Genomic DNA, 14,272 nt, shown 5'->3' on the forward strand with positions numbered 1-14,272 from the left:
ACCAGGGAGACACCTGAATGGCCAAGATTATCTATACCCACACTGACGAAGCGCCCATGCTGGCCACCTATTCGTTCTTGCCCGTGATTGAAGCGTTCGCTTCGACTGCCGGTGTGGAAGTGGAGACCCGGGACATCTCGCTCTCTGGTCGTATCATCGCAGCATTCGGAGACTTCCTCGCTGACGAGCAGCGCATCAATGATGATCTCGCCGAACTCGGCGCGCTGGCAAAGACCCCCGAAGCAAACATCATCAAGCTCCCCAACATCAGCGCGTCACTGCCGCAGTTGAAGGCCGCCATCGCGGAGCTGCAGGGTAAGGGCTACCAGCTCCCGGATTACCCGGACAACCCCACCTCGGACGAAGAGACCGACATCCGGTCCCGCTACGACAAGATCAAGGGTTCGGCAGTAAACCCGGTCCTGCGCGAAGGCAACTCGGACCGCCGGGCTCCGCTCTCGGTGAAGAACTATGCCCGCCAGAACCCTCACTCCATGGGTGCCTGGAGCCCCGACTCGAAGACCAACGTCGCTCACATGGAAGCGGATGATTTCCGCTCCAACGAGAAGTCGGTGGTTATTCCTGCCGACGGCACCATCCAGATCCAGCAGGTCCGCGAAGACGGCACCGTCAAGGTACTCAAGAAGGCCTTCCCCGTCCTCGCCGGCGAGGTCATTGACGGTACGGTTATGCGTGCGGCGGCCCTGGACGAGTTCCTGGCTGCCCAGGTAGCCCGCGCCAAGGAAGAGGGCGTGCTCTTCTCCGCCCACCTGAAGGCCACCATGATGAAGGTCTCCGACCCCATCATCTTTGGCCATGTAGTGAAGGCCTACTTCGCAGAACTGTTTGAGACATACGGCAAGCAGCTCACAGCCGCCGGCATCAACCCCAACAACGGTCTCGCGGCTATCCTGAACGGGCTCGAAAACCTCCCCGAGGACGTCCGTGAAGGCGTTCAGGCTGCCATCAAGAAGGGCCTGGAAGATGGCCCTGCACTGGCCATGGTCGATTCGGACAAGGGCATCACCAGCCTCCACGTTCCCAGCGACATCATCGTGGACGCTTCCATGCCTGCCATGATCCGCTCCTCCGGCCACATGTGGGGCCCGGACGGCAAGGAATCCGACACCCTGGCGGTCCTGCCGGACAGCTCCTACGCAGGCATTTACCAGGTGGTCCTGGACGATTGCCGTGCACACGGCGCCTTCGATCCCACCACTATGGGCACCGTTCCGAACGTAGGCCTCATGGCCCAGGCCGCCGAGGAATACGGCAGCCACGACAAGACCTTCGAAGTCCAGGCTGCCGGCACCATGCAGCTCGTGGACGGCGAAGGCAACGTCCTGATCGAACACCAGGTATTTCCCGGCGACATCTGGCGCGCCTGCCAGACCAAGGACGTGCCCATCCGCGACTGGGTCAAGCTCGCTGTCACCCGGGCCCGTGCCTCAGAGACTCCCGCAGTGTTCTGGCTGGACGAAACCCGCGCCCACGATGCAAACCTGATCGCTAAGGTACGGGAGTATCTGCAGGACTTCGACACTGAAGGCCTGCAGATCGAAATTATGTCGCCGGAGAAGGCCACCGCCTTCACTTTGGAGCGCATCCGCAAGGGCGAGGACACAATCTCCGTCACCGGAAACGTCCTCCGCGACTACCTCACGGACCTGTTCCCGATTCTCGAACTCGGTACGAGCGCCAAAATGCTGTCCATCGTTCCGCTGATCAACGGTGGTGGCCTCTTCGAAACCGGGGCCGGCGGGTCCGCCCCCAAGCACGTCCAGCAGCTCCTGAAGGAAAACCACCTGCGGTGGGACAGCCTTGGTGAGTTCCTCGCCCTTGCCGTCAGCTTCGAGCACCTTGCCACGAGCACGGGCAATGCCCGTGCCCAGGTGCTGGCTGACACCCTGGATCGGGCCACCGGTACGTTCCTGCTGGAAAACAAGTCCCCGAGCCGCCGCGTAGGGGAAATCGACAACCGTGGCAGCCACTTCTTCCTGGCTCAGTTTTGGGCCCGTGAACTGGCAAGGCAGACCAACGACGCCGAGCTCGCCGAGTCCTTCATCTCGATCGCCGAGGCGCTGACGTCCAACGAGGACGCCATCGTAGGCGAGCTGCTCGCTGTGCAGGGTTCTCCCGTGGACATCGGCGGTTACTACCGCCCCGACGTTGAGAAGGTAGCCGCCGTCATGCGTCCCTCTGCCAAGTTCAACGAAGTCCTCGCCGCGCTGAAGTAGCCCGGCCGGGTTAATAACGAAAAACGCCTCGCTGCTCCTTGGGAAGCAGCGAGGCGTTTTGTTGTCTTAGTACCTTTTAGCGGTCGGTTGGCCGGCCGTAGGGAGCGTCTGGAGCCATATCCGGATCAGTGTTCACAGGACGCTCGGTTGGGACGGCGCCGTAGCCCATCTCTTCCTCCATGGGCACGGTGGTTCCTGATGTGCTCGAGGCGGATGTCATGCCGGAAGCCGAGGCGGAAGAACCGCTCACCTCGCCACCGCTTACACTTTCGCGCCATGCACCGGTTTCCACTTCCCGTTCCTCAATGAACTTCTTGAAACGCTTGAGGTCTGCAGCTACCTGGCGGGAATCCAGCCCGATGGCTGCGCCAATGTTCTCGGCGGCTGAATCCGGTTCCCAGACGAGCTCAACGGTGACCTGCGTTTCTGTTGGGCCAAGCGCCTCAAACCAGACGGTTCCGGCATTCCTTGGCTGGTCCAGGCTCTCCCAGGTGACGCGGTTGTCTGGTTCCTGGAGCGTGATCGCGGCATCGTATTCCCGCTTGACGCCGGCGATGCTGGTCTTGAAATGGACGGTGGTGTCGTCAATCTGCGTGACAGAATCGACGCCGCTCATGAAATGCGGGAAGTCCTCAAACTGCGTCCATTGGTTGTAGGCCTGGCTGAGCGGGACGTTGACGTTGATGGATTCCTGAACTGTTGCCATGCGTAGTTCACTCCTTCAGCTGGCGGACCTGCGGTCCGCGGTTCTGATTCCGCAGGCTTCATGGGCCTGCTTAACCAACGTAGCCGGAATGAGAAAAAATAGTAAGCTAGCTGAGCAAAAGTGCCAGGCTGTAGCCGGAGGACAAGGCTAGCCGTCCTTGCCTTTGCCCTGGTCGCCGCCCTTATTATCGTTTCCGCCGTCGTCCTTCTTGGGCCCCTCTACTTGCGCGTCCTGCGGGGGAGCGGTCGGTATGGGAGAGGACGATGCTGCAGCCGCAGCAGCATCGGCGGCGGCCTTGGCTTGAGCGGCTGACTGGGCGGCAAGAAGATCAGTCCGCACAGCCTCTATGGCGGTAGTAATGCTTTGATGCCGTTTGAAGGACACCTCACCGTTGGCCCCGGCAGCGTCAAGCTGCTCTTCCAACTCCGCCAAGGCGACGAGGGCACCAGCCGGGTCGTTGGCAGCCGCAAGATCAGTCACGGTGAGGACCCGGGCCTGTAGCCGCTTGGCGGCGTCGTGCCCCAACTCAGGCTCTGTGGGTCCGCAAGCCGCCAGCGAGAACACCAGCAAGCAGCCTGTGACGGCGGCGCAAGCCCGCCGAAGTGCATGGCGGCTCATGGTTCCACGCTCTTCTGCAGCTGTTCGAGGTGTTCGCCGAGCGTTCCGGTGACGGTCGGGTACGGGACGACGTCGGGAGCCTTGGGGGCGGCGAGGGAAAGTCCGACGGCGGATACTGCGGCGATGACTGCCAGGATAAGCAAAGCCAGGGCAATCCGCCCGCGCTTCCCCAACTGCCGGATCCTGGACTTACCAGCTTCACGGTTGTCACCATTCCCCATCGAGGCAGGGGAGGGTGAGATATCGGAGACATAGTCCTGCGAATCCCCCTGCAAGGACAGCGGCGCGCGGGACGGAATGGCTGGGAGCATGCGGGTATGTTCTTCCACCAGCGGTCCCGGAACGGACTCAGTGGAGTAGAGGGCCTGCCGCAAAGCTACTTCGATGTCGGCGGCAGTAGGCCGCTCCAAGGGATCAAGGGCAGTCATTGCCCTCAGCAGATCAGCCCATTCCTTAGGAACATCCGGCGGGATTTCTGGTGCGCGGTAAAGCCGCGCCACAGCGGACTCCACAGCGCTGCCGGGATATTCCACGGTGCCTTTGATGGACTCCAGAAGCACCAGACCCAAGGAGTAAATATCGCTGGCCGGGCCCATTTCGGCGCCCTTGGCTTGTTCCGGGCTGAGGTATGCCGCGGTCCCCACCATGGTCCCGGTGGCAGTCAAACGGGTGCCGTCGACGATGCGGGCAATGCCGAAATCTGTGAGCTTCGGCCGATCTGGCTCGCCCGGCCGGCCTGGGACCAAGAGGATGTTTCCCGGCTTAATATCGCGGTGGATGATGCCAAGGCCATGGACGTAAGCAAGCGCATCGGCAATGCCTGCTCCGATAACGGCAAGTTCATCCAGCGTCACCGGGCCGCGTCTGATCCTTGTCCGGAGGTCCTCGCCCTCGATGAGCTCCATGGTGAGGAAGGGCCTTGGTTCGTCCGGGATGCGGTTATCAATTCCGGCGTCGAACAAGGTGACCAGGCCAGGGTGGTTAAGGGTGGCCAGCAGCGTTATTTCAGCTTCCTGACGCTTAAGCTCTTCGGCGTCCGGGGCCTGCGGGGCGAACAGTTTGAGGGCCACATCGCGGCCCAGATTCTCGTCCCGGGCGTTGTAGACGGAGGCCATTCCGCCGCGCCCGATCACCTCACCCAGTCTGTAGCGTCCGCCGACAACCTCGCTCTTGGTGTCGCTTGGCGAATCCACCACCGTCGTCCCCATCTCCTACTGGGCACAATGTCGCGCCGTACTTCAAGAATAATACGGTGACGGCTTTCAGCCCATTGCCGAGGGGTCCTCAACACCATTCTGTGACCCAAAGCGGGCATGCCGATGGTCCGACCGTGGAGAATCCAGGACCCTTCACGGTCGAACCGCCGACGCAACAAGGACGTAGGTGTTTTCTGACTTCTAGGCGCCTCCTTTCCTGCCATGGTTTCCCTCTAAGAGATGTGAGTAAACAGCCCCGTCACGCCTTCTTACGCCGAAGGATCATCAGCAGGCCCGCGAACAAGAGAAGCAGGGCTACCGGAACCAGCGATGAATCAACGCCTGTCTTGGCAAGGGTCTGCTGGCTTGTTGCAGCCGTACCGGCACCAGCAGCGGCGACTGCAGGAGCCTTCACCAGACCCGCGGTGTTCACCACCAGCCCCGAACCCGAGCCCGCGGGCACCGTTCCCGTGGTGCTTCCGGGAGTGCCGGAGGTGCCACCAGGCGTGGTGCCGGTATTGCCGCCGGGGGTGGTTGGCGTGCCAGTACCGCCGGTTGTTCCGTCATCGGTGCCGGGACCATCGGTGCCCGGACCGTCGGTGCCGGGAGCAGTTCCGCCACAATCCACAGCGGAGCCTAGGCCAAGTCGCAGGCAAAGATCCAGAGCGACGTCGGTGCCGGTGCCCGTGTCTCCGGTGCCGGCGCCCAAACCGAGGTCAACAGCGGCGTCAGCGGCGGCGGTGGTGTTGTCAAGGATGCCGGTTCCGGTTCCGGTGCCGAGGCCCAGGTTGAGGGCGGCGGCAGCATCAGCTACGACGGTGGTGTCGTCAACGGTGCCTGTTCCTGCGCCCACACCGAGGTCAACAGCGGCGTCAGCTACGACGGTTGTGTCGGCAACGGTGCCTGTGCCTGTGCCTGTTCCTGCGCCCAGGCTGAGGGCGGCGGCAGCATCAGCTATGACGGTTGTGTCGGCAACGGTGCCTGTGCCGGTGCCTGTTCCTGCGCCCAGGCTGAGGGCGGCGGCAGCATCAGCTATGACGGTGGTGTCGTCAACGGTGCCTGTGCCGGTGCCTGTTCCTGCGCCCAGGCTGAGGGCGGCGGCAGCATCAGCTAGGACGGTGATGTCGTCAACGGTGCCTGTGCCGGTTCCGGTGCCCAGGCTTACGGCGGCGGCAGCATCAGCTACGACGGTGGTGTCGTCAACGGTGCCTGTGCCTGTGCCGGTGCCTGTTCCTGCGCCCAGGCTGAGGGCGGCGGCAGCATCAGCTAGGACGGTGGTGTCGTCAACGGTGCCTGTTCCTGCGCCCAGGCTGAGGGCGGCGGCAGCATCAGCTAGGACGGTGGTGTCGTCAACGGTGCCTGTTCCTGCGCCCAGGTTCACGTCCGCTGCGACGTCAGCCACGAGTGCCGTTGAACCGGTGGTGACAGGAGCTGCCGTGCCCAATGCGAGATTTGCAGTGGCGTTCAGCCCGGATGAGGTTGACGGCGTTGAGTCACCCAGCAGGCCCAACGACGTCGTGTTTGCGGCCACAGCCGCTGAGACCGAAGCGGTTACGGACTCGTCCGCTGCGCTGGTGGTGTCCGCTGCATTGGCAGCGGTTGCGCCGAGGGCAAGTAGCCCGCCGGCAAAGAGGGTGCTTAGCAGCCCTCTGCGAAGATGTGCATGCATAGGAAGTTCTCCTGGAGAGTTGGTGTAGGGAGCCCATGGCTGCCCTGATGGCCGTTTCTGCCGCGAAAAAAGGCAGGAAGGATCCAACTAGTCAGGAGATGAACCGGTGTCGAGCGACACCGGAGCAGGAGCATGCTGAAGGGGTCCGTCGGCCGCCGTGCTTCCCGGCTGCGGAAGATTGAGGGAGACATCAGTCAGGCAGGCAGCACCGCCGGAAGACCCGCCGGATGATTGGCCGCTGCCTGATCCCGATCCGGGTACGGCTGGAACCGTCTCAGGTCCGCGAGGTCCATTGCTTCCGTCAGGTGGACCAGTTTGGCCGGAAACACCGCTTCCACCGGAGGTATGTGCCAGCATGGAGGCCGACCAGAACCTGCCAGTAGCTCCAGTGGCGAAGGCTGCAGTGACATTCGGGGCGGCAGCAGATGCACTTGGTTCAGCTATGTCCGGCAAAGCCGCTTCCGGGTCCCCTGCTGCGTCAGAAACGTCAGGGAAATCCGGTCCGGGTATAGCGGTCTGGCCGACAAACTCCGTTACGACACCTGCCACCGGTTCCGGTAAGGTCACGTGTCCACCCGAAATGACGTCGGCGACGGGGGCCAGGACGGGTTGCAGAACTGGAATTGCTTCGGTGACGGGCGGAATTACGGCTTCCGCAAGACCGCCGACTGCACCTTCGGCGGCTATGCGCACCGGCGAAGTAACGTTGGTAACTGCATCGTCCGGCGGCTGCAGCAACCCTCTCGAGCCAAACGCGGGAGAAGGCGCAGGAGACGGATCAGCCGCAGGCGAATGCGGAGGAACAGCGGACAAGGCATCAGCGGCGGCTGAGGTTACTGAAGAAACAGGTGTCGTGAGTCCGCCCAAAATTGAGTCTGGCTGAGAGCCTGCATCAGCGCTGGCTCCAGGCGAAGAAAGCGCGAGCCACGCGACGGCTGCTGCTCCGCCCAAAAGCAGGGAACGAAGGGACCGCAGGGATCGGGGCGCACGCGAAGAAGGCTCAAAAAAACCCATAGATGGTCGCCCCCCTCCCATTTATGACGACTTGGCAACAGCGTATGCCGGTACGCCTTCCAGAGTCCATAGCCACAGTGCAGAAATCTGTCGAATGGAAGAATCTGAGTCACAAAAGCCATCACGGCTCAGGAAACCGGATCAGCACACCCTGTCAGCACACCGAGTCAGTGCGCGTCGTTTGGGTAGGTGACGCCCAGCTGTGCTCGCACACCGTCGAAGAGCCTCATAACGTTCAACGAATCATCAAGCGGCATCACGGGGCTTTCCGTGAGACCTTGTTGGATGCACCGGGTGACCTCACGGAGTTCGTACGAATAGCCCCGCCCGACGACGTCGAAGTGCTCCATCCTCGGTGCCTCGAAGCCGATCTTCACGGTGAGCTCCCGCGGATTGTTGATGGATCCGATGGTGTGAAGGTAGCCGAGGCTGCCTGCGACAGTGGCGGCGCGTGGCCCATGAGCTAACAGTGATGAGGTGAGCTGGGCCTGGGCGCCATGGTTGTATCCGAGCGTCAGCGCGTTCTGGGCGTCCACGCCGTCGTCGTTCACTGAGCCGGTGGCGCTGACGGTTTGCGGGAAGCCCAAGGTGCCCAACGCCCACAGCAGGGGATAAACGCTAAGATCCAGTAGGGCACCGCCACCGTCTTTCACGGCCCAGAGGCGTGCGGTGAGGGAGTACTCCGCCGGGAAGCCGAGATCGGCGTTCACCCACTGGATCTGCCCGAGTTCTCCTGACGCGGCGATCTCGAAGGCTCGTTGCATGCTGGGCAGGAAACGGCTCCAGACAGCTTCCATCATGAAGAGATTCCGGGACCTTGCCAGGGCGATGAGTTCGGCAGCCTCCCTGGCGTTAATGGTCAGGGCCTTCTCGACCAGGACGTGTTTGCCGGCGTTCAAGGCAGCAAGAGTGATCTGGAAGTGATTGGCGTGGGGAGTGGCCACGTACACCACGTCCACTGACTCTTGGGCGAGCAACCGCTGGTAGCCGGTGGCGTCGTCGTCGCCGAAGGCGTGGGGAATTCCGAACTGGGCAGCGAATGCGTCCGCCGCCCCCTGGGTCCGTGAGCTGACGGCATGAATTTCGGCGTCGGCGAGCAGCGCCAGGTCCTTGGACACCGAATTAGCGATTCCGCCAGTGGCTATGATGCCCCAGCGCAATGTCCGGCCGGTGGCAGTGCGGGGATCCTGGTCAGGTTGGCTGAAGAGCCATGGCTTTGCGATCGGGGCAGTCATGGTGCCCATCTTCTCACTGCAGCGAGGAAAGCCTGGGCGTGGTGAGACCCGCGTCCATTGGCAGTCCTCGGCGAGGGTTAGGCTGTGAGGGCATCTCTCGCAGAGAGGTTCTGTGGGGAGTCACCGAATGGAGAAGAGATGAGAGTATTCAGGCGCGTCATTTTGCCCGTGGCCTGGCTGGCGGTGTTTTCCGTCATTGCCGTAACCCTGGTGAAAATCGCCTTTGTGGACGGCCTGAAGCCCGACGACGCCGTGGCCGGGCCAAGCGCCCAGGTCGCCATTCCGGTGGTGCAGGCGGCGCGCGCCACTGTCACCAATTCGGTGGAAATCAAGGCGACCGTCCAGAGCGACGCCCCTGCCGGCGTCCGAAGCACAGCCGCCGGTGTGGTGTCGCACATCTTCATGGAAGCCGGTGCCAAGGTTGCGCTCGGAGACCGCCTCTACCAGGTTCGCACTGAGCTTCCGCCCGAACCCACCGAGGAAACGGTACAGAGTACGACGACGGCGGGGGAGCCTGGTGCTTCCGCTCCCCAACAGATGACGGCCCGCGTTCCGCTCTACACGTACACCGATGTGCTGGCTCCTGTCTCCGGGAAATTGGAAACGCTGACCGTATTGCTGAAGCAGCAGGTGGGCGTGGGTGAAGCGACGGGAACGGTAAACCCCGGCACGTTCACGGTTTCCGGTTCCGTCAACGCCGCCCAGCAGTTCCGGCTGCTTGCCAAGCCGGGATCGGCGCTGGTCTCGGTTGTGGGTGGACCTGCCCCCTTCACCTGTCCCAGCGTTGTTTTGAAAAACAACGCTGCCGGTGGCACTCCTGCGAATGCCGGTGGCGGTCTCGCTAGTGCCGGCGGGGGAAGCGTGGGGCGTTCAGTGCCATATGCCCAGGCCGGTCCAGGCGGAGGAGGGGCGGCGCCTGAGCAGGACACCACCCCCACCGGGACCCTTAGCTGCGCCATCCCGTCCGGCGTCGAAGTATTTGCAGGTTTGGGCGCCACTATGACTGTGACGGCGGGGGAGTCCGCCAACGTCGTGACCGTGCCGCTTACTGCTGTTCAGGGCAGTGTTAAGGATGGAATTGTTTGGCTCGCTCCAGCCGGAAGCGCCCCAGCCCCAGGAGGCGAGGGCGTTCCGGCGGGACCAGGTGCTGATGGTGCTGCAGCAGGTCCGCCGCAGGGAGCGCCTGCCAATGCAGCGCCTCCGGAACAGCGGAAGGTTCAGCTCGGCCTCAACGACGGCACGGTGGTGGAGGTAGTCTCGGGACTGGCCGAGGGCGAGTCCGTGCTGGAGTTTGTTCCGGGTGCCCCCGCCCAGGAGCAGCCCGGAGCGCAGTTCGGCCCCGGCCCGATGGGAGGCTGAGCTGTGGAGGAACTCGTCTCCCTGCGCGGAGTAACGCGGACAGTTCTCTTGCCGGACGACCAGGAGCTCCACATTTTGCGTGGTGTGGACCTGACCGTGCACAGCGGTGACCACACCGCCGTCGTCGGGCGTTCCGGTTGCGGAAAGTCCACGCTGCTGAACCTCCTCGGACTGCTGGACACGCCGACAAGCGGGGAACTTCGGTTTCAGGGGACTCCGGTGGAGCAGATCCGCGGCAACGCCAGGGCGAGGCTCCGCGGGTCCTCCGTAGGCTTCGTCTTCCAGCAGTTCAACCTCTTGCCTGGGCGCAGCGCCTTGGACAACGTGATTACACCACTCCTGTATGCCGGCCCGTCCCACTTCTGGAAGCGCCGGGAACTGGCCATGGACATGCTGGACAGGGTTGGCCTGGCCGGCCGGGCAGAGACGTTTCCCAACATGCTCTCGGGCGGGGAACAGCAGCGCGTTGCGATCGCACGGGCGCTGGTCCGCGGACCACGGCTGATCCTCGCCGACGAACCGACCGGAGCGCTCGACGTCGACACGGGCCAGGCTGTGATGGCCCTTCTCGATACAGTGGCCACCGAATCGGGAGCTGCGCTGGTGACCATCACGCACGACGTCAATGTGGCTGCCCTTGCGCGTGCCAGCTACCGGCTCGACTCCGGTGTGTTGACGCCGACTGAGGTTCCCGTGGGAGTGCCCGCATGACCGGGGTTGTGTCCGCCCTCGTTGAAGCGTGGCAGGAGTTGCGCATCAACAAAACCCGTATTCTGCTCGCACTCATTGGCGTGGCTTTGTCCGTAGGGGCACTCACCTCGGTGGTAGGGGTGGGCGACGTTGCACGTGAAGGGCTCAAGGCAAGCTCCGAGCGCAACGGCGGCCGGTCTGCCACATTGGGCATGAGCGTTTTTGGACCTACGATGCCGGATCCCGTCAAACTCGAGGAAGCGTACAAGGGCATAATCCAGCGCTATGGGGTGGAGTATTACACCCACGTCGGCCACACTCAGCACGGCTTCCAGTTTCCGTATGGAGTGCAGCAAGTCCAGATGCAGCTGGTGGATCCTGGGTATGGAGTCATACACCGCGTGGACGTGAGTGCCGGATCCTGGTTCGCCGCCAACGACGAAGAGCGCCTTGCTCCAGCCGTAGTGGTGTCAGAGGCTTTTTACAACGCGGCCGGCCGCCCCAGCCTGGTTACTCACCCGAAGGTTGCACTTGCCGGCGATCCAAAAACCACAGCCGTCATGATCGGCGTAGTCGCGGACCAGCATCCCCAGGCTCCGCCTCAGGCCTTCATGCTGATGGGTGCTGCGGAACGGGCTGGAATTGCAACCGACGGCGGGCAATTCAAACTCTGGGTGCAGGACGCTCAGGCCGGACCCCTCAAGGCTGCCATCACCTCCGATCTCGAGCAGCAGTTTCCAGGCATGCAGATTCACGTGGACCGTATGGACTACGCCAGCTACGGAGATCCCTTCGCCGTGGCCCAACTTGCCATTGGTGGGGTGGCAGGCCTCGTGCTGCTGTTGGGCGCCGTCGGCATGCTGAACATCTCGATGGTCACTGTGCGGTACCGGGTGCGGGAAATCGGCATCCGGCGCAGCTTCGGCGCAACGTCCCGGCGGATCTTCCTCGGGGTCATGATGGAATCGGTAGTGGCGACGGCTGTGGCCGGCGTGATCGGTGTGATGATCGGCGTCGCCATTGTGAAAAACCCGTGGATCGAGTCCAAGATTGCGCCCGGGCTCACCGAATATCCGCCCTTCCCCATTGAGGCGGCGATGCTCGGCCTGGGTGCGGCGGTGCTGGTCGGGGCGCTCGCGGGTGCCATACCGGCAACGGTTGCGGTACGGGTCAAGGTCATCGACGCCATACGTTTCTAAGGACAAGGTTGGGGCGGCGGTCCGGAAAAAACCCCGGGCCGCCGCCCACCTTTTCCGGCGACCATGCTCAGCCGAATCCTACGCCCTGGTCCCTTAGCCCACGGTTGCCGTTGCCGCCACCGCCTTTGGGTCGGCGGCAGCCATGCCCTGAGCCTGTTTGGGTGCCGTTTCCTCCGTCAGCCGACCCTGCTGAAGCCGGAAACGCCTGTCGGTCTTGTTGGCCAGGGAACGGTCATGGGTGACTACCAGGATTGTGGTGTTGTGCTCCCGCCTTAGCGAGCTCAGGAGCTCAATGATGTGCCCGCCGGTCTGCTCGTCAAGGTTGCCGGTGGGCTCATCCGCGAGGATCAGTTTCGGCTCATTGGCCAAGGCCCGGGCGATGGCAACGCGCTGTTGTTCTCCGCCGGAGAGGCGGTTGATCCGGCGATCGTGCCTGTCCACGTCCAGCTGCACCTGTTCCAGCAACTCCTTAGCCCGCTTCGTCCGCACGGAACGGCGGACTCCCGCAAACTCCATCGGCAGCATCACATTGTCCAACGCCGTGAGGTTGGGGATCAGGTTGAACTGCTGGAAAACAAAGCCGATGTCCCGCCGTCGGTATTCCGTCAGTTTGCCGTCTGGCATGCCTGCCAGGCTGACGCCGTTCACGACGACGTCTCCGCTGGTGGGTTTGTCCAGCGCCCCTAGCAGGGACAACAGTGTGCTCTTGCCGCTTCCGCTCTTGCCAACGATGGACGCGAGTGTTCCCTCGGCGAGTTCGAAGCTGACGTTGTTGACGGGTTTAATGGTGCGTTCGCCGCTCTGGAACGTGCGGACCAGGTTCTTGACTTCGATCATGGCTACTCTCCTCGGAGGACTTCGATAGGACGGATGCGGGCGGTAAGCAAGGCCGGGACCAAGGCCCCGATGATGGCCACACCGAACACAGCGGCGATGCCGGCGGCTATTACTCCGGGTGATGCGCTTGCCGTGACGGAGGTCAGGAGTTGGTTGGCACCACCGAGCGCGCCTCCACCAGCGAATCCGCCCGCGGCGCCACGAATTGGAGGCGCCGCTGTTGTGGTTGTGCTCGAGCCGATGAGGGCGGTAGCAATGCTGCCGCTGGCAAAGGAGGCGACGGCGGCGCCCACCGCGCTGCCCAAGGTCACCAACACCAGAGCCTCGAGGACAAACTGCAGCCCGATGGTCCTGTTCGGTGCCCCTATGGCTTTGAGTACTCCGATTTCCTTGCGGCGTTCACGGACCAGCATGACCATGATCAGCAGGATGATGAGGCCGGCGGTACCGAGGGCGGCGACGAAGGCCATGAATGAAATGTTCCTGACGCTGTCCAGCGAGCTGACTGCTGTCTGCAGATTCTGGCTCTGGGTTACGTCTGCTTTGTCCGCGCCGAGCGTTGCCTGGAGGACGGTCTTCGCGGCGTCAACATTCTCCATGCTGTTGACGGTGACGATCATGGTGGTGAGCTCGCCGGGCAGCGCGGCCAGCGTCTGGGCCTGGGGGAGCGTGAGGTAGAGGGCATTGTTGCCGAAGGCCGTCCCGGCGTCGAAGAGTCCTGCGACGGTGAAGGTTTGATCGTTGATGGTAAAAGTGGAGCCCACCTTTAGGCTGTTTTTTTCCGCCAGCGTGGTCCCGAGCAGGGCGCTGGTAGAGGCGGTGTTGTAATCGCCGAGCCCTGTTCCTTCGGTTATCTGCAGCGCCCTCCCGGTGCTGTCCACCTCCGCTCCGATTCCTGTAGCCGTAATGGGCAAGGCGAACGTGCGCGGAGGCTGATTTCCGGTTGTTCCGGTCTCTTGGTTCCGGTTGCCGAGCGTCCCGGCGTCAACTGCCGGGGTGAGGCTCGTGGTCATTGTTGTTGTGGCTTGGCCCCCGAGACCTCCGCCTGGCCCGCCAGTCTGGCCTGTAGCTGCTTGAGCTGCCACCTCTGCGGCGTTTCGAAGCCGGAGGGCCATTGTGCCCACAACGTCAGTCACATTGGGAACTGCGGCGGCGGTGGCCGCCTGCTCCACGGTCAAAGGTTCCCCGCCTCCTTCAAAACCCTGACCACCGGCGGGGTTGACGGTCAGGACAGTGCCGACGGAGGCGTTCAACTCCGTGACCTTCGCGGCAACCGCCTGGTTAGCTACCAGCATGGCAAGGGCCAGACCGATTGCCACCGCAAGGACAGCAACGACGGCGGCTGTCCTGATCTTGTTTCTGAAGGCATTGCCTACACTTCGGGCAAGGACGCTCACAGTACTCCTCGAAAATTTGGGCCGGCCGAAGGCTTGGCATCTGGTCCAAGACTTCTCCGAACGGCTGTGTGAGGCACCGGGAGAAGCTATGGATTGCCTGTGAGGAGGGAGATGG

Annotated in this window: 12 protein-coding genes; 4 read left to right on the forward strand and 8 right to left on the reverse strand. The window is 63.0% G+C overall.

What is annotated here, in order from left to right; all coding sequences use genetic code 11:
- The first annotated feature begins 17 nt into the window (after positions 1-17).
- Positions 18-2,237 carry an NADP-dependent isocitrate dehydrogenase gene (locus tag M1D88_RS05430; protein ID WP_458113549.1) on the forward strand — a complete coding sequence of 740 codons (2,220 nt, stop codon included), beginning with the start codon at positions 18-20 and terminating at the stop codon, positions 2,235-2,237.
- A gap of 76 nt (positions 2,238-2,313) precedes the next feature.
- On the opposite strand, the gene M1D88_RS05435 is transcribed toward M1D88_RS05430, so the two are convergent.
- From M1D88_RS05435 to M1D88_RS05460, 6 genes are all read right to left on the reverse strand, one after another.
- Positions 2,314-2,943, reverse strand: coding sequence for an SRPBCC family protein (locus tag M1D88_RS05435; RefSeq protein WP_458113550.1), 630 nt, complete (start codon positions 2,941-2,943; stop codon positions 2,314-2,316).
- Between the two features lie 147 nt (positions 2,944-3,090).
- Entirely contained in the window at positions 3,091-3,561 is a 471-nt protein-coding gene (locus M1D88_RS05440; protein WP_458113551.1) for a mucin-associated surface protein, read from the reverse strand.
- Positions 3,558-4,769, reverse strand: a complete 1,212-nt coding sequence (locus M1D88_RS05445) for a serine/threonine-protein kinase (protein WP_458113552.1) — start codon at positions 4,767-4,769, stop codon at positions 3,558-3,560. Before M1D88_RS05445 ends, M1D88_RS05440 begins: the two co-directional genes overlap by 4 nt.
- Positions 4,770-5,016: 247 nt before the next feature.
- A complete protein-coding gene (locus M1D88_RS05450; RefSeq protein WP_458113553.1) occupies positions 5,017-6,426 on the reverse strand; it encodes a hypothetical protein in 1,410 nt (469 codons plus the stop codon).
- An 87-nt stretch (positions 6,427-6,513) separates the two neighbouring features.
- The gene (locus M1D88_RS05455) at positions 6,514-7,293 is read right to left on the reverse strand and encodes a hypothetical protein (protein WP_458113554.1); all 780 of its coding nucleotides are present in this window, start codon (positions 7,291-7,293) and stop codon (positions 6,514-6,516) included.
- Between the two features lie 314 nt (positions 7,294-7,607).
- A complete protein-coding gene (locus M1D88_RS05460; RefSeq protein ID WP_458113555.1) occupies positions 7,608-8,675 on the reverse strand; it encodes a Gfo/Idh/MocA family protein in 1,068 nt (355 codons plus the stop codon).
- Positions 8,676-8,813: 138 nt separating this feature from the next.
- On the opposite strand from M1D88_RS05460, the gene M1D88_RS05465 reads away from it, so the two are divergent.
- From M1D88_RS05465 to M1D88_RS05475, 3 genes are read left to right on the forward strand one after another with little or no spacing between them, the layout of a single operon-like run.
- Positions 8,814-10,034 (forward strand): hypothetical protein, encoded by a 1,221-nt coding sequence (locus tag M1D88_RS05465; protein ID WP_458113556.1) that lies wholly within the window; start codon positions 8,814-8,816, stop codon positions 10,032-10,034.
- 3 nt (positions 10,035-10,037) lie between these two features.
- Positions 10,038-10,745, forward strand: a complete 708-nt coding sequence (locus M1D88_RS05470; RefSeq protein ID WP_458113557.1) for an ABC transporter ATP-binding protein — start codon at positions 10,038-10,040, stop codon at positions 10,743-10,745.
- Positions 10,742-11,923, forward strand: coding sequence for an ABC transporter permease (locus M1D88_RS05475; RefSeq protein WP_458113558.1), 1,182 nt, complete (start codon positions 10,742-10,744; stop codon positions 11,921-11,923). The genes M1D88_RS05470 and M1D88_RS05475 overlap by 4 nt, the downstream gene beginning before the upstream one ends.
- Before the next feature lie 93 nt (positions 11,924-12,016).
- On the opposite strand, the gene M1D88_RS05480 is transcribed toward M1D88_RS05475, so the two are convergent.
- Positions 12,017-12,760, reverse strand: a complete 744-nt coding sequence (locus M1D88_RS05480) for an ABC transporter ATP-binding protein (protein ID WP_458113559.1) — start codon at positions 12,758-12,760, stop codon at positions 12,017-12,019.
- Positions 12,761-12,762: 2 nt separating this feature from the next.
- Positions 12,763-14,157, reverse strand: coding sequence for an ABC transporter permease (locus M1D88_RS05485; RefSeq protein WP_458113560.1), 1,395 nt, complete (start codon positions 14,155-14,157; stop codon positions 12,763-12,765).
- Positions 14,158-14,272: the final 115 nt, after the last annotated feature.

This window comes from Arthrobacter sp. R1-13 (assembly GCF_054161475.1).